The sequence below is a fragment of the Pseudomonas maioricensis genome (genome assembly GCF_022790535.1).
GTDB classification, from domain to species: Bacteria; Pseudomonadota; Gammaproteobacteria; order Pseudomonadales; family Pseudomonadaceae; genus Aquipseudomonas; species Aquipseudomonas maioricensis.
In genome coordinates this window covers 54,063-72,252 of sequence record NZ_LOHG01000017.1, presented here as the reverse complement: position 1 = coordinate 72,252, position 18,190 = coordinate 54,063, and the positions used below count along the sequence as shown (strand labels likewise).

The following is an 18,190-nucleotide window of genomic DNA, read 5'->3' as shown; positions in this document are numbered from 1 at the left end:
CAGTGGCGCTGAACAGACGCACCACGTTGCTGTGCGGGAGCAGTGCGCCCTTCGGTTGGCCCGTGGAACCGGAGGTGTAAATCACGTAGGCAAGATTTTCCGGCCTGACGCTCACCGAAGGCGTTTCGCTGCTGTAACCGCTGAGGTCAGCATCCAGCAGCAAGGTTGCGACGCCATTGAGGTTTGGCAATTGATCAACGACGTGTGGTTGGGCAAGCAGCAGCCGCAGACCGCTGTCCTCGATCATGTACGCCAGGCGATCCTGTGGATACACCGGGTCCAGCGGCACATAAGCGCCGCCCGCCTTGAGAATCGCCAACAGCCCGACCAGCATTTGCACCGAACGCTCAGCCGCCAGACCGACCAGTACATCAGGGCCGACGCCTTGCTCGATCAAACGATGCGCCAGACGGTTGGCTCGCTGATTGAGCTCGCTGTAGCTGACGTGCTCATCGCCGAAGCTCAAGGCAACGGCGTCAGGCGCGCGCTGGACCTGAGCTTCGATCAACTCATGCAGACAATGCTCGACGGCAAAACGTTGTGGCCGGGGGTTCCAGGCCTGAATCGCTTGTTGCTGCTCTGCCGGGCTGCCACCTTGCAGGCTGCCCAATAGCGTCTCGCCGACCGCCATCGACAACTGCTGCAAAACGCGAGCGAAATGGGCGCTGACCTGCTCGATGGCGTCAGCGTCCAGATGCTCGCGCTGGTAATGGAAATGCACAGACAACGCTTCACCCAGGCTGACCGCCAGGGTCAGCGGATAGTTACCCTGTTCGCGGCTGCGTACTTCACCAAAGCTCAACCCTTGGGGCGCACCCTGCTGCAGCGCTTCGGACACCGGGTAGTTTTCGAACACCAGCAAGTTATCGAACAGCGCTTCTCCCCCCTGTCCGGCCCAGCGTTGAATATCGGCCAGCGGCGTATGTTCGTGTTCACGCAAGGCGAGGTTGCGCGATTGCAGATCGACCAGCCAGGCCCCTAACGCTTGTTCAGGCGACGCCGAGGCAATCACCGGCAGCGTATTGATGAACAGGCCGATCTGTTGCTCTATACCGGCAATGTCTGCCGGACGCCCCGCCACCGTTGCACCGAAGGCCAGCGTGCGATGCCCGGTAAAGCGTTGCAGGGTCAGCAGCCAGGCGGCTTGCACCAGCGTGTTCAAGGTGACTTTGCTCTGCCGCGCAGCATCAGCCAACGCACGGGTTTGCCCGGCCTCAAGGCGCAAGTAATGGTCGGCAAAACCGCTGCCCGGCGAGGCCGATTGCAATGCTTCAACCAACAAGGTCGGCGCTGCAAGATCAGCGGTTTGCGCCGTCCAGAACACCTGATCGGCCGTTACGTCCTGACGTTGCAACCAACCGATGTAATCACGATAACGGCCGGCTTGTGGTTGTGCGGGCTGACCGGCGTATTGCTGCAGGACTTCACCGATCAACTGCGAACTACTCCAGCCATCCATCAAAATGTGGTGGCTGGTGTAGATCAGGTGATGACGTCGTTCGGCCGTGCGCACCAGCGTCAGCCGCAGCAACGGGGCCTTGCCAAGATCAAACCCGGCGAGGCGATCACTGTCTGCCAGAGCCTGCAATGCCTGCTCTGGCGCGACGCGATCACGCCAGTCGAGGATCTGAAACGGCAGTTCGACACGTTTGAACACCACCTGTAACGGCTGCTCCAGCGTGCCCTGCCACAGGAATGCACTGCGCAGAATGTCATGGCGTTCGACGACGGCTTGCCACGCTTGCCGGAAACGCTCGGCATCGAGGTTCTCGACGTCAACGCACATCTGGTTGACGTAGGCGCCCTGCTGCGTTTGCTCGTAGAGGCTGTGAAACAGCATGCCCTGCTGCATGGGTGCCAGCGGATAGAGGTCTTGAACCTCGCAGGCCAGCAACGGCAAGGCGTCCAATTGGGCCTGATCGACAGTGGCCAGCGGGAAGTCTGACGGCGTGAAGCCACCGTTCTGGTTGCTTACGCAATGGGCAATCAGGTCCTGCAGTTCGCGGCCGAGTTCATCTGCCAAATGCTGCACGGTAGCGCGGTCGAACATCTCCCGGCTAAAGGTCCAGCCCAGCTTGAGTTCGCCGCCGAACACCTGACCGTTGATGCTCAGCCAGTTGCCCAGCGGCGCATCCGCGCTTTGCTCGGCACCCGCCGTTTCTTTGGCCGGGACCAGCAAGGCCTGATCGTCATCGAAACTGCCGTCGAACTGACCGAGGTAATTGAAGGTGATCCGCGGCGTTGGCAAAGCGGCCATGGCGGCCTGAGTCGCCGTGTCGCCCAGATAACGTAGCGCGCCAAACCCCAGGCCTTTGTTGGGGATCGCCCGCAGTTGCTCCTTGATGTGTTTGATGGCTACGCCGGTTTCGCCATGGGCTGTCAGGCAGACCGAATAGAGGCTGGTAAACCAGCCCACGGTGCGGGTCAGGTCGACCTGTTCGAACAGTTCCTCGCGACCATGGCCTTCCAGTTGCACCAGCACTTCATCGCGACCGCTCCAGTGCGCGATCACACGGGCCAGTGCGGTCAACAGCAAGTCGTTGACCTGAGTGCGATAAGCCGTGGGTGCCTGCTGCAACAACTGCCGGGTGGTGTTGGCATCCAGCAGGGAATGAACAGTCTCGGCCAGGCGTTTGTGCAGCGCGGCATCCGGGTTTTCACAAGGAATGTCACCGCTGATATCCGCCAGCCGTTGCTGCCAGCCCGCCAGCTCGACCGCCAGCTCATCACTCTGGGTCCAGCGCTGCAGCTGCTCGCCCCATGCTTTGTACGACGATGTTTTCGCAGGCAGGGCCAATGGTTTTCCGGCCAGCAGCTGTTGATAGGCCAGTTGCAGGTCGTCGAACAGAATCCGCCACGACACGCCGTCCACCACCAGGTGATGGACCACCAGCAGCAGACGTTGACTGCCATCCGGCAGGTCCGCCAGCACGGCCCGCAGCAACGGGCCGTTTTGCAGATCAAGGCTGCGCTGAGCCTCCTCGAACAAGGGTTCAAGCTCGAAGGCACCGTTGAGAGTGACCTGCCACAACAGGCTCAAGGCGCTGTCAGCATCGTCCGCCAGCGGCTCGGCAAATACAGCCTGGTTCGATAAGGTTTGCGGGAAGCGCAAACGCAGCGCGTCGTGATGATTGATCAGTGCCAGCAGCGCTGTGCGCAGCACTGGCGCATTCAATGGCTGACGAGGTTGCAGTACCACCGATTGATTCCAGTGCTGACGCTCGGGGATCGGTTGAGTGAAGAACCACTGCTGAACCGGCAGAAGCGGCGTTTCGCCGATCACCGGCCCTTGATCAATCTGCTGCGCTGGCGCACCACGTCGGGAAACCGCTGCCAACGCCTGAACGGTCTGGTGGAGGAACAGATCTTTCGGCATAAACGCGATATCAGCCAGACGCGCGCGGCTGACCACTTGAATGGAGATGATCGAATCGCCGCCCAGCTCGAAGAAGTTGTCAGTGACACCCACCTGTTCAAGCTTGAGTACGTCCTGCCAGATCGCCGCAATATCTTGCTCCAGTGCATCACGCGGGGCGACATAGTGCTGCTGCAACAGGCTGGTGTCCGGCAGCGGCAGGGCCTTGCGGTCCAGCTTGCCATTGGGTGTCAAAGGCATGCGTTCAAGGAACAGCAGGTGCGCGGGCACCATGTAATCGGGCAGCTCTGCTTTGAGCTGCACTTTGAGGCGTTCGCGCAGATCGAGCTGCGCTTGAGGATCGCTCAGAATATCCAGCGCATCGGGAACGATGTAACCGACCAATTGCTGACCGCTCAACCCTTGCTGCGCGACCGCCACTGCGTCACGTACGCCGTCCAGTGCCAACAGCCGCGCCTCGACTTCCCCCAGTTCGATACGGAAACCACGCACCTTCACCTGACGGTCAAGACGGCCCAGATAATCGAACGTCCCATCGGCGCGCTGGCTAACCAGATCGCCGGTGCGATACAGCCGCCCGCCCCGGTCGCTGAACGGATCAGCGACAAAACGCTCGGCGGTCATGCCCGGACGGTTCAGGTAGCCGCGAGCCAGGCCCTGGCCGCCCAGATACAACTCACCCGCCACGCCCAGCGGCAACAGGTTCAGATCGGCGTCCAGCACATACGCGCTGCGCTCGCCGATCCGGCTGCCAATCGGCGCGTAGGCAGCGCCACAGTGATCTTCGACGCCGGCCTTCCAGATCAGCGGCGTAACCACGGTTTCAGTCGGGCCATAGCCGTTGATGATGTACTGCGGTTTGAGGGCGCGCTTGGCCAGCTCGAAACTGGCCTGCGGCACTGCATCCCCACCAAAGCAGTAAATTCGTACCGGCGGCGGGTTGCCATGACGCTCGGCGTGTTCAGCCAGTTGTTGCAGGTACACCGGCGGGAACGCCGCGACCGTCACCCCGTGCTCATGCATCGCTTGATACGTCTGCTCCGGCGTCCACAGCTCTGGATCACGGATCAACAGCCGACCACCATGGGTCAGCGCGGTCAGCCAGCGCTCATGGGCACCGTCAAACGCAAACGACATGAAATGCAGTTCGCAATCGGCAGGCGTCATCTCGTAACGCTCGCCGATCGCCCGGCAATGCATCGCCATCGGACCGTGAGCCACGGCCACGCCTTTGGGCTGGCCCGTCGAACCTGAGGTGTAGATAACGTAAGCGAGATGATCAGGATGCAGCGCTACAGCCGGATTCGTCACAGGTTGCGCACGGTTGTCGAGCTGATCGACTTCCAGCACTGCAAGATCATCAGGAATCGGCAAGCGCTGACGCAATACCGAATCACTGAGCAACAGCGCCATGCGGCTGTCACGCATCAGATACGCCAGGCGCTCTTGCGGGTATTCCGGGTCCAGCGGCGCATAGGCGCCACCGGCCTTGAGCACGGCCAGCAGCGAGACGACAATCTCCAGACCGCGCTCCAGCGCGATACCCACGATCACGTCAGGCCCGACGCCCTCTTCGATCAGACGATGCGCGAGGCGATTGGCTTGTTGGTTCAACTCGGCGAAGCTCAAGGTCTGCTTGCCGAAAATCAGCGCGGTGGCGTCCGGCGTTTGCCCGGCCAGTTGTTCGATACGCTGATGCACCAGCAGCCCGGCGACATGCTCGTCGTTCAGGCCGTTGCGCTCCAGCAGCAAATGATCAAGCTCATGCTGACCCAGCATCGGCAGTGCGCCAATGCGCTGCTGTGGATCAGCGACGATACCTTGCAGCAGGTTGAGCCAATGCTCGCTCAGGCGCTGTACGGTGGCGGCGTCGAACAGGTCGGTGGCGTAGGTCAACGACGCCCACAGGCCCTCGGCGCTTTCCACCGTGTCCAGCGTCAGGTCAAACGAAGCGTTGTGGCTGTCCCACACCAGACCTTCGATGCTCAGGCCCGGCAAACGGGTAGCACGCTGGCCACGCGCATGCTGATCATCGCTCTGGTGGTTGTACATCACCTGAAACAGCGGGCTGTGGCTCAGGCTCCGCTCTGGATGCAGCGCCTCCACTAATTGTTCGAAAGGCAAATCCTGATGCGCTTGGGCACCCAGTGCAGTCTGTTTGACCTGTTGCAGCAGCTCGCTGAAACGCTGGGCCGCATCGAGTTCAGCGCGCAGCACCTGCGTATTGACGAAAAAGCCGATCAAGCCGTTGGTTTCAACCCGGTTACGGTTGGCGGTGGGCACACCGACGCGAATGTCTCGCTGCCCGCTGTGGCGATGCAGCAGAACTTGAAACGAGGCCAGCAGCAACATGAACGGCGTGACGCCTTGCGCCTGGGCAAGGGCTTTGAGCTGACGACTCAATTCAGCGTCAAGCGGCAGGTCGAGTCGGGCACCGCGATGGCTTTGCACGGCCTGACGCGGGCGGTCCGTGGGCAGCTCCAGCACCGGCTGATCGTTGCCCAGTTGTTCGGTCCAGTACGCCAGTTGCTGCGTCTTGCCGCCCGCCTCCATCCAGTGCCGTTGCCAGATCGCGTAGTCGGCGTACTGAATGGGCAGCGCAGGCAACTCGACCGGTTGCTGCTGACTGAAGCCGACGTAGAACTGCACCAGCTCGTCGACCATGACCTGCATCGACCAGCCATCAGAAACGATGTGGTGCTGGACCATCACCAGCACATGGTCTTCCGCCGCCAGTTGCAACAGCGTGATGCGCAGCAACGGACCGTTGGCCAGATCAAATGTCAGCCGGGTCTGCCCTTCAACGAACGCCTGGATCAGTGCATCACGCTCATGCGCTGCATGGCCTGGCAGCGTTTCCCGGGCCAGCGTCAGTTGGCCTTGAGCGTGAATCACCTGATGCGCACGCTCGCCGTCGTGGGCAAAGGTCGTGCGCAACGTGTCGTGGCGGGCGACCAGCGCGTTGAACGCCTGCTCCAGCGCGCCGGTATCCAGCTCGCCCTGCAGGCGCAGTGCCGTGGGCATATGGTAGGCGCTGCTGTCCGGTTCCAGTTGCCAGAGAAACCACTGCCGTTCCTGCGCGTAGGACAAGGGCAGAACATCCAGTTCTGAACCCAGCGCTGATCTCACTTCAGGGATCGGCAGGTTGGCGGGCGATACCCGCTGCTCCAGCATTTTTTCCAGGTACGCCTTGCGCTTGTCCAGCGGCAGCAGGATGAAACGACGGGCGATACGTGCAGCAGCGGCCTGATCCATCACGCCTCCTCCATTTCGTCGAGCAGGGCTTCGAGGCCATCAAGGGTCGAGGCTTCGACCGCACCACCAAGGGCTTCCAGTTGCGTGGCGAAATCACCCAGAACCGGGAATTGGAACATCAGTTGTACAGTCGCTTTCATACCAAGCTCGAGTTGAATGCGTGAGACCGTGCTCACGACCAGTAAGGAGTGGCCGCCCAGCTCGAAGAAGTTATCGGTGCGACCGACCCTCTCCAGCTTGAGCACGTCTTGCCAGAGCGCGGCGATGCGCTGCTCCAGCTCGGTACGCGGTGCGGTCCAGGTGTTTTGCAACTGGCTGAAGTCCGCAGCGGGCAGCGCTTTACGGTCCAGCTTGCCGCTCGGGCTCAGCGGCAGACGCTCCAGCAGCATCAGGTGCGCCGGGATCATGTAATCGGGCAGGCTGAGTTTGAGCTGCACTTTGAGCCGGTCGCGCAGCGCCTGAGCCTCGTGTTCACCCTCCGCCACCAGATAAGCCACCAGTTGCTGGCCGCCAACGCCCTCGACTGCCAGCACCAGCGCTTCGCGGACCTCGTCCTGCTCCAGCAGGCGCGCTTCGATTTCCCCCAGCTCGATGCGGAAACCACGGATTTTTACCTGGTGGTCAGTACGCCCGGCGTACTCGATCACCCCGTCGGGGCGATAGCGCGCCAGATCTCCGGTGCGATACAGACGACCGCCCTGCCCGTCGAATGGATCGGGAATGAAGCGCTCAGCGGTCAGGTCAGGACGATTGAAATAGCCGCGAGCAAGCAGGCTGCCACCGATGAACAACTCACCGACTGACCCGATAGGCACCGGTTGAGCGTTTTCGTCGAGCAGATAAATGCTCCGGCCTGACAGCGGCTTGCCAATCGGCATCATCAGCGGCACGTCGTGTTCGCCGCGAATATAGGCCTCGCAGTCCAGCGTGGTCGCGGTCACTGTCGCCTCGGTCGGTCCATAAGTGTTGAGCAGGGTCACGTGCTCCAGGCCCGCGTCGCGCCAGGCCTGAATACCTTCCGGCGGCATCGCTTCGCCACCGGTGTGCATCTGCCGCAATGCGCCGTAATCCTTGATGCCCTTGGCAGCAAAGTCACGGATCAGCAGGTGCCAATAGGAGGTTGTCAGCCCCACAACGCTGATGCGGTGCTCGATCAGATGACGATGGAAGGTTTCGCTGTCCCACAAGTCCGGGCCACGCAATACCACGACCGCACCGCACGTCAGTGCCGGGAAAAGCTGCTCGACGAATGTGTCGAAGTTGAACGTCGAGAACTGCAACACCCGGTCCTCGGCCGTCAGGTTGTAGAACCCACGGGAAACCCGGGTATGCCCGCTCAGCGCCGACTGGTCGATGCCCACACCTTTGGGGCGGCCCGTGGAGCCCGAGGTAAACATCACGTACGCCAGATGATGGCCGTGCAGCTTGTTCGGCAGGTTAGCCGTCGACTGTGCTTGCCACTGCTCGGCATGGTCCAGGCACAGGCAGGCCACGCCTTCGGGGATCGACAGGCTGTCGAGCAAAGACGTCTGGGTCAGCAGTAACCGCAGACCGCTGTCCTGCATCATCTGGTGCAGCCTTTCCTGCGGGTATTGCGGGTCCAGCGGCACGTAAGCGCCACCAGCCTTGAGCACCGCAAACACGCCAATGACCATGTCCATGCCGCGCTCGGTGGCGATACCCACCAGGCTTTCCGGTCCGACACCCGACGCCCGCAACGCATGAGCCAGCTGATTCGCCCTGGCGTTGAGCTGGCTGTAGCTCAGTTGACGATCATCATGGACCAGTGCCACAGCGTCTGGCGTCAGACTGACCTGATGCTCGAAGGCCTGATGCACGCAGGCAAAATCAACCGGACATTCCTCGACCCGGTTCCAGTCGCGCACCACTTGCTGCTGCTCAGCCGCGCCCACCATCGACAGTTCGCCGATACGCTGGCCCGGCTCGGCAACAATGGCAGCCAGCAGGTTCTGCCAGTAATCGCCAAGGCGCTGAACGGTTTGTACGTCGAACAGATCGGACGCGTAAGTCAGGGTGGCCTTGAGGCCGTCCTCGGTTTCAAAGGTGGCCAGCGACAGGTCGAACTGTGCGCTGTCATTCTCGACGCCGAGGTTCTCCAGGGTCAGGCCGGGCAGATCCAGATTGCGCAATACGCTGTCATCCACCCGGTTCTGGTGGTTGAACATGACCTGGAACAATGGGTTCTGGCTAAGGCTGCGTTCCGGCTGCAAGGCCTCTACCAATTGTTCGAAGGGCAGGTCCTGATAAGCTTGGGCGTCCAGTGAGGTACGGCGGACCTGTTGCAGCAACGTGTCGAAACCCTGCTGACCGTCCACCTCGGCGCGCAGTACCTGAGTGTTGACGAAGAAGCCGATCAGTTCTTCGGTTTCGATCCGGTGACGGTTGGCGACCGGCACACCGACACGAATATCGCGCTGGCCGCTGTAACGCTGCAGCAGGACCTGGAACGACGCCAACAGCAGCATGAACAATGTGGCATTGTGCTGCCCGGCCAATGCCTGCAAGGCTTCGCTCAGTTCGAGCGGCAGGCGCATTTCGACACGGCCGCCACGGAAGCTCTGGATCGCCGGACGCGGCCGGTCAAGCGGTAACTCCAGTACTGAATCACCGCCACTCAATTGTTCCTGCCAGTAAGCAAGCTGGCGCTCGCGCTCGCCGTCCGCGAACCACTGACGCTGCCACAGGGCGTAGTCGGCGTACTGCACCGGCAAGGCTGGCAGGGTCAGATTGTGCCCGGCGATCAGCGCGCCGTAGCCCCGCAGCCATTCCTCGATCAACAGCGTCAGCGACCAGGCATCGGAAACGATGTGATGTTGTACCAGCGTCAACACATGATCGTCGTCAGCCAGACGCAACAGCGCCAGACGCAGCAACGGATCGCTTTCAAGATTGAACGGCTGGCGTGTCTGTTCGGCAATGAACGCCCGGATATCGGTATCGGGAGCGGCGTCCTGCACTGCGATGGAGAGCTTCAACTCAGGGAGTATCTGCTGACGCGGCTCGCCATTCTCCTGAATAGAGCCCTGAACGAATCGGGTACGCAGGCTTTCGTGACGAGCGATCACGGCGTTGAGGCTGCTTTCCAGTGCCGCCCGGTCCAGCGGACCGCGCAAACGCAGGGACATGGGAATGTGATACGCCGCGCTGCTCGGCTCCAGTTGCCAGAGGAACCACAAACGCTCCTGAGCGAACGATAGCGGTGCCAGATCGCCCCGGACGAAAGGCTGCAATGCAGGCACGCGGCGCACATTCAGCTCGCTGAGTGCCTGAGTGAAACCACCCAGCGTGCTGTGCTCGAACAGAATATCCAGCGGCACCTCAAGGCCCAGCGCCTCGGCGGTGCGAGCCACCATCTGGGTCGCAAGCAGCGAATGGCCGCCCAGTTCGAAAAAGTGATCATTGAGGCCTACCCGCTCCAGACGCAATACCTCGCTCCAGATCTGCGCGACCTGACACTGCAGGTCGGTTTGCGGCGCCTGCCAGTCTTGCTCGCTGGACACTTGCGGTGCAGGCAGAGCCTTGCGATCCAGCTTGCCGTTCGGGCTGAGGGGCATCTGATCCAGCAGTACAAACTGGTTGGGCACCATGTAGCCTGGCAGCGCCTGCTTTAGCAGCGCCTTGACCAGCGTCAGGTCGGTTTCGCTGGCCTCCAGTACCAGATAAGCAACCAGTTGCTGGCCCTGATCATCGGTGTGCACCACGACAGCCGCGTCCTTGACCAACGCTTGCTCCAGCAGCCGCGCTTCGATTTCGCCCAACTCGATACGCTGGCCGCGAATCTTCACCTGGTGATCGAGACGGCCCAGATATTCGATAACGCCATCAGCGCGATAACGCGCCAGGTCGCCGGTACGATACAGGCGCTCGCCATCACCAAACGGGCTGACCACAAAACGCTCGGCGGTCAGCGCCGGACGACGGTGATAACCACGGGCCAGGCCCGCGCCACCCAGATACAACTCGCCTGCTACGCCCGGTAATACCGGTTGCAGTGCCTGATCGAGAATCCAGGTGTGCAGGTTGGCAATCGGCTCTCCGATCGGCACGCTGTCCAGCCCTTCGTCACGGCAGGTCCAATGCGTCACGTCGATGGCCGCTTCGGTCGGCCCATACAGGTTGTAGAGCGAGGCGTGAGGCAATCGGGCAAACACCTGATTCTGCGCGTCGACCGGCAGCGCTTCACCGCTGCAAATCACCCGTCGCAGGCTGACGCAGCGTTGATGCGGCAGCGCCTGCAAGAAAACCTGGAGCATCGACGGCACGAAATGCAGGGTGGTAACGGCATGTTCTTTGATCAGGCGCATAAGCTTCGCCGGATCGCGATGGTCACCCGGTTGGGCCACGACCAGCTGTGCGCCGGTCATCAGCGGCCAGAAGAACTCCCACACCGACACGTCGAAGCTGAAGGGCGTCTTTTGCAGCACCGTGTCCCGCACCGACAGGCCGTAGGCCTTCTGCATCCACTGCAAGCGATTGGTCAAAGCGCTATGCCGGTTGCCCGCGCCTTTCGGCTTGCCGGTGGAACCCGAGGTGTAGATAACGTAGGCCAGATTCTCGCCATCCAGATCGATCTCCGGATTGCTGTCATCAGCGGCCTCGTCAGTGTTCAATGGCGCCTGCAAGACCAGAGTTTTAACGGAATCAGGCAACTGACCTGCAAATTCAGGCTGGACCAGCAGCAACTCGATGCCGCTGTCCTCGATCATGTAAGTCTGACGCTCTTGCGGGTACTCCGGATCAATCGGCACATAAGCGCCACCCGCTTTGAGCACCGCCAGCAACGCCACAACCATTTCGATGGAACGCAAGGCCGCGACACCGACCAACACGTCCGGCCCCACGCCCTGCTCGTTCAGTTGTCGGGCAAGACGGTTGGCTACGCGATTGAGCTGGCGATACGTCAGCGACTCTGTACCGAATACCAGTGCTACGGCGTCAGGCGTGCGCTCGACCTGAGCTTCGATCAAACGCTGCACGCAGACCTCATCGGCATAGCGAACATCGGTGGCATTCCAGCGCACTGCCCGCTCGACGTCTTGGCTGGCCAGCATCGGCAGATCACCCAGCGCACGCTGGTCGTTGTCGATCATGGCGTGCAGCACACGCTGCCAGTGAGCGGCCAACCCTTCGATGGTAGCGGCGTCGAACAATTCGGCGGCGAACACCAGCGCGACATCGATGCCTTGCGCCGTTTCCAGTGTTTCCAGGGCCAGATCGAACTGCGCGGCCGCACCCGGCAGCGGCATTTCTTCAGCGCGCAGGCCGGGCAAGCTTGCGCCGGTTGCGGTGCCGCCCAATGTGCTCAGGTGGTTGTACATCACCTGGAACAGCGGGTTGTAGTTCAGCGCCCGATCCGGATTGAGGGCTTCCACCAGCTTCTCGAATGGCAGGTCCTGATGAGCCTGAGCTGAAAGCGTGCTGTCCTTGACCTGATCCAGCCACTGCTGCACGGAAACCTGCACGTCCGGCTGCAAACGGATCACCAGCGTGTTGACGAAGAAACCGACAACCGACTCTAGCTCCTCGGCATTGCGGTTGTTCACCGGCACGCCGATGCGCAGGTCTGACTGACCGGAGTAACGCTGCAATACCAATGCGAAAGCGCCAAGGAACAGCTGGAATAACGTCACGCCGTTGCGCTGAGCCACTGCACGCACACCACTTTCCAGCACGCTCGGCAAACGCAATGCCACCCGGCCACCACGATAGCTGCGCGTCGCAGGACGCGGACGATCCAGCGGCAACTGAAGCAATTCATGGTCATGGCCCAGACGCGCCGTCCAGTAGTCCAGCTGGCGTTGCAGTTGACCCTGCTCCAGCCAGGCATGTTGCCATTGCGCGTAATCGGCGTATTGCACCGGCAAGGTTGATAAAGCGGGCTCGCGCTGCTCGGTAAACGCCTGGTAATACTCGACAAACTCGTGCACCAGCAGGCCCATTGACCAACCGTCGGAGGTGATGTGGTGCAGGGTCATAACCAGCACCGCCTGCTGCTCGGCAATCGTGATCAGCTTGACCCGCAACAACGGTCCGTTAGCCAGATCGAACAGCCGCTGGGTTTCCTCATGAATGGCTTGTTCAATAGTGGCGTGGTCTGCCCCCGGCAGGGCTTGCCGATCAAACTGCACCGCAGCCGTTGGCTGAACCTGCTGATACAGCACACCGTTCTGCTCGATAAAAGTGGTGCGCAGCGACTCATGGCGAGCCAGCAATGCATCGAAACTGCGCTGCAACGCTTGCAGGTTCAGATCGCCGCTCAGCTTCACCACCAGCGGCGTGTGGTACGCCGTGCTGTTGGGCTGCATGGTCCAGAACAACCATTGCCGCTGCTGGGCAAACGACGCGCGCAATGGCTGGGAACGATCAGCCGGGAGCAACGCCAGGGTTTGAGTCTGAGGCGCCAGTTGGTCAACCACGGCGGCGAGTTGCTCAAGGTTTTCAGTGTCAAACAGCGCCCGCAGTTGCAGGTCGACAGCGAACTGGCGACGGACCCGGGAGACGATCTGCACCGCCAGCAACGAATGGCCGCCCAGATTGAAGAAGTTGTCCTGCAGGCCGACTTGATCAACCTTCAGCACTTCAGCCCAAATAGCGGCAAGGCGAATCTGGCTGTCGGTGTGCGGCGCGATGTGCGCTTGCGCCTCGCTGGCGCGCTCAGGCATCGGCAAGGCGCGTGCATCCAGCTTGCCGTTGGCCGTGAGCGGCAGTCGTTCCAGAGTCATGAATTGCGTGGGCAACATGTAATCCGCAAGGCGCTCGGCCAGATACGCCTGTACCGCCTCCAGCGAACCCGGCACCGACCAGACCAGCCAAGCGGCAATGCGTCGGCTGCCCTGCTCACCGACTACCTGCACGGCAGCGTCCTTGATCAACGGATGGCTGCGCAACGCGGCAAGTACATCACCTAGGTCAATGCGGAAACCGCGAATCTTCACCTGATGATCGATACGCCCGATAAACATCAGGCTGCCATCGGCCTGCTGCCGAACCCGATCTCCTGTGCGATACAGACGAGCACCCGGTGCGCCGAACGGGTCTGGCACGAAACGCTCGGCGGTCATCGCTGCCTGCCCGAGATACCCCCGCGCCAACTGAGCGCCGCCGATGTACAACTCGCCGTCACTGCCCTGTGGTTTTAACTGCAGAGCGCTGTCCAGCACGTAGGCCTGGACATTGGGCAACGGGCGGCCCAGCGCAATCGAATCAGAGTCTTCGATGGCCTGAGTGAGCACGCCGACAGTGGTTTCGGTCGGTCCGTAGTGGTTGACGATCCTGCAGTTGCCCAGCGCTTTTACTTTGTCGATCAGCGCAGGCGAACTGGCTTCGCCGCCCAGTACCAGACAAGTCTGCGGCAACACATTTTGTGGCGCATCACCACTGAGCAGCGCTTCAAGATGAGAAGGCACGATCTTCAGCACATCGATGGCATGCAGTTTCAGGTAATCGCCAAAACGCTGCGGATCGAGTGCCACATCGGCTTCGATCACATGCAACTCATGCCCGGTGCACAGCGCCGCAAACAGCACGGTATGCCCAAGGTCCGCCGCCAGCGTGGAAACGATGGCCATGCTGCGGGCCTGCTCGATGGGCAGCGTCTGCACGATGCCTTGTACATAATTGAGCAATGCGCCGTGACTGACGGCGACGCCTTTGGACTTGCCGGTAGAACCGGAGGTGTAGATGACATAGGCGATCTGCTGTGGATCGATGATCAATGCGGGCGTCTTATCGCTCTCGTCGCGGGTCACGTCCTCAAGCGCCAGTACCTTTACCTCGTCGCTGACCGGCAACACGGTATGTTTCGGACTCAACAGCAAACGCACGCCGCTGTCAGCGATCATGTCGGCCAAACGGCGCTGCGGCAGCTCAGGATCGAACGGCACATAGGCCGCACCGGCTTTCCAGATGGCGAGCAACGCGACCAGAGTTTCCAGGGAGCGCTCTGCGACCAGCCCTACCCGGCTTTCAGCGCCCACGCCTTCAGCGATCAGCCTTGCAGCAAGGTGATTGGCACGGTGATCGAGCTGTCTGTAGCTCAACTGCTGACCGGCGAACACCAGCGCTGTGGCTTCTGGCGCCTGAGCGCTGATCAGCGAAAGCACGCTGTCACCCACCGGGAAAACCTGCGCGGTCTGATTCCAGTCGCGACCTTGCGCCGCTCGCTCTGCGTCATCAAGCAACGGCAGATCGCCCACTCGCGCCTGCGGATCACGGACCATGGCGCGCAGTAGGTTCAACCAATGACGGGCCATGCGCTGCACGGTTTGCACCTCGAACAGTTCGCTGGCGTAGGTCAACGAGGCAAACAGCTTGCCGCCGCGCTCATGAGTGGTCAGGGTCAGATCAAATGGCGTGGTCCGGTTTTGCCACTCCAGCGGGCTTAACTCCAGACCGTCGCCGACTTTCAGCACTTCGATATCAGCGACATTCGGCAAATGGTTGTACATCACCTGAAACAGCGGGTTATGGCTCAGGCTGCGCTCCAGTTTCAGTGCATCCACCAGACGCTCGAACGGCAGGTCCTGGTGGGACTGCGCGCCAAGGGCGGCTTCCTTCACGGAGGCCAGCAACTCGTCAACCCGCGTCTGGCCGTCCAGTTGCGTGCGCAACACCTGAGTGTTGACGAAGAAACCAATCAGACCCTCGATGTCACTGCGATTGCGATTGGCGACCGGTACGCCGACACGCAGATCGGTCTGATCGCTGTAACGGTGCAACAGCACGTTGAATGCGCCGAGCAGCAACATGAACAGCGTGACGTTCTGCTGACGGGCCAGCTCACGCAGTTCACCTGCCAGAGCTTCGTCGATCACAAAGTCATGCCGCACGCCACGATGATCCGGCCGCGCCGGACGTGGGTGATCGGTGGCCAGCTCCAAAGGCGGATGCTCGTCCCCCAGTTGCTTGAGCCAGTAACCCAACTGGCGATCCTGCTCCCCGGCTTCCAGCCAGCGCTGCTGCCACAGGGCGTAGTCGCTGTACTGAATCGGCAGCGGCGCAAGTTGAGCGGTTTCGCCACGGTCATGAGCGTCATAAAAACGCACGAACTCGTCGATCAGCACATTCATCGACCAGCCGTCGGAAACAATGTGATGCAGGGTCAGCAACAGCACATGGTGCTGGTCTTCCAGCTGGATCAGCGTGACACGCAACAGCGGACCATTAGCCAGATCGAATGGCTCGCGAGACTGCTGCTCGGCCTCTTCGGCGACTTGGGATTCCTGCTCGGAAGTGCTCAGGTCGCGCCAGTCTTTGTGGACTACCTGAAATGGCGTAGTGGTCGAAATCAGCTGCACGCCGTCGTCCTTTTCAGCGAAGGCGGTGCGCAGGGTTTCGTGACGCTCTATAAGGCTGCCAAACGCCTGCTCCAGCGCTGTTTTGTTCAGCGCACCGGTCAGACGCACCGCACTGGGCAGGTTGTAGGCGCTGCTTTGCGGGTCAAGCTGCCAGAGAAACCACATACGCTGCTGGGCAAAAGACAGGACTCTGTCCTGCTCGCCAGACACGCCCTGAGGAATGGGAAACAGCGAAAAATCGACGCCTTCACGCTGCAGCCCCTCGAGAAACAGCCGCCGCTTTTGCAGGGGCAACTCGATAAAACGGCGGGCTAGTTTCAAGGCGTCTTGTGCATTCATGGCAGTCATCCGTTATGAAGGTGGGAGCTATCCGGCTCAACCAGTCCTCTGAAAACGGATGAAACACTTTGAAATTAAGGGCGGGGTTTCAAATGGGTTCTGTGGTGTCTTTATCGCGGGCAAGCCCAGCTCCCACATGGAATCGAGTTTCTTCTGTGGGAGCGGTGCTTGGTCTGGGCGGCATTCCGACGATACAGGCGCCACAATTTCACCGCCCTACCCCACATAAATTTCCCACCCCTCCATTCGTTCCCTCTTCACCACACCCACAAGAGCGACCGCCATGGATTTGCAGAGCGTCCTGTCAAAGCTGTTCGTCAATGCCGGCTCGGTCGGTATCGAAGGCGTTTTCCAGTTCGTGTTCGGTCCGCGACTGGCGTTCTGGTCGGAGGTCAAGGCGCAGAGCCGGACCGAGGCCGGGCGGCACAGCGCGCCCGATGTGACCATTGAGGTCGCGGAAAAAGACTTCATGGGCATCATGGGCGGCATGGCCAACGTCGAAGAGCTGTTCGCCAGCGGTCGCTTGAAGATCAACGGCAACATGGGCCTGGCCACACTGCTGCCACAGATCATCAACAGCGCGCGGCGCGGTGCGGGCCAGGCGCAAAAGGTCGACATGAACCAGCGCTACCCGACGCCAGCGCGGGTCAGCGAGCGGGTATCAGCCAGCCTGCCGGTGCAGCGCACCGTGGAGCGCAGGCCCTATGAAGACGTGTCGGTCAGTGAATTCAAAAGCCGTTATCTGCCCGAAGGCATTCCGCTGATCATCAGCAATGCCTTGCAGGACTGGCCGCTGTTCACCATGGGCCGCGAAGAATCCTTGCGTCATTTCGCCGAACTGCAAGGCATCACCCGTCACGGCGATTACGTGAAGAAGACTTTCTCCACGGATCGCGACTTTCGTTCGACCTCGATGGCCGACTTCATCGCCTCACTGGAAAAACCTGCGAGCAAGAGCGCTGACGGCTCACCGCCCGCCTACATGGGCAACAACATCATGCCCACCCAGTTGATGAAGCTGATTGAGTACCCGCAGTATTTCGAACGCCAGCTTTATATACCGCCCAGAATCTGGATTGGCCCGAAAGGCACGCTTACACCGCTGCATCGGGACGATACCGATAACCTGTTCGCACAAGTCTGGGGGCAGAAGTCTTTTATTCTGGCCGCGCCCCACCACCGCCCGGCATTGGGCACCTGGTCGACTGCGCCTAAAGGCGGGCTGGATGGCTGCGACTTCAATCCGGATGCGCCGGACTATCAACGCTTCCCGACGGCACGCGCGGTTACCTTTCTGCGCATAACGCTAGAGGCCGGTGATCTGCTGTTTCTGCCGGAAGGCTGGTTTCACCAGGTGGAGTCGGTGTCGACATCACTGTCGGTCAACTTCTGGGTCAATTCGGGACGGGGTTGGTAGGAAGGGGCATTCAATCATCACTCCCTGTAGGAGCTGCCGAAGGCTGCGAAGCAATCATCCTGGCATGCAGCCATCGCAGCCTTCGGCAGCTCCTACACGTCTAATTTTTGCCGCAAGATAGCGTCGCGCAAGAGACTCAGGGCGAGCTCTTTGCAAAAAATAACCACCTGATTCAAGCACTTTTTCTGTAGGAGCTCACGAGCACCGCGAGGCAGCGATGGCGTCCTGTCTGGTACACCGCTATCGCGGCCTCGCGGTGCTCGTGCGCTCCTACAGAACTCCGTTTGCTGTGCGACAGCGCGGTGCCAGAGACACTGAGCAATTTCTTATCGATCAATACGCAAACTGCTGGATTCAAATGCAGCGCCTACGGATTCCCGGGCTGACGCCTGATCAAATCGCAGTAGCAAAAAACCCAGACAACAAAAAGCCCGCACTAGGCGGGCTTTCTGTTGCTTCAAGGAGTTCAAGGGCCTTGAAGCGGAA

3 protein-coding genes are annotated in these 18,190 nt (G+C 60.8%); 1 reads left to right on the top strand and 2 read right to left on the bottom strand.

What is annotated here, in order from left to right; translation table 11 throughout:
* A partial coding sequence (locus AUC61_RS21795; RefSeq protein ID WP_243248220.1) for a non-ribosomal peptide synthetase occupies positions 1 to 6,631 on the bottom strand: 6,631 nt, incomplete at its 3' end.
* A complete protein-coding gene (locus tag AUC61_RS21790) occupies positions 6,631 to 16,287 on the bottom strand; it encodes a non-ribosomal peptide synthetase (RefSeq protein ID WP_243248218.1) in 9,657 nt (3,218 codons plus the stop codon). The genes AUC61_RS21795 and AUC61_RS21790, both read right to left, overlap by 1 nt.
* A 283-nt stretch (positions 16,288 to 16,570) precedes the next feature.
* Here AUC61_RS21790 and AUC61_RS21785 point away from each other — a divergent pair, with 283 nt between their 5' ends.
* Complete coding sequence (locus AUC61_RS21785; protein WP_243248216.1) at positions 16,571 to 17,704, top strand: cupin-like domain-containing protein; 1,134 nt, start codon at positions 16,571 to 16,573, stop codon at positions 17,702 to 17,704.
* Positions 17,705 to 18,190: the final 486 nt, after the last annotated feature.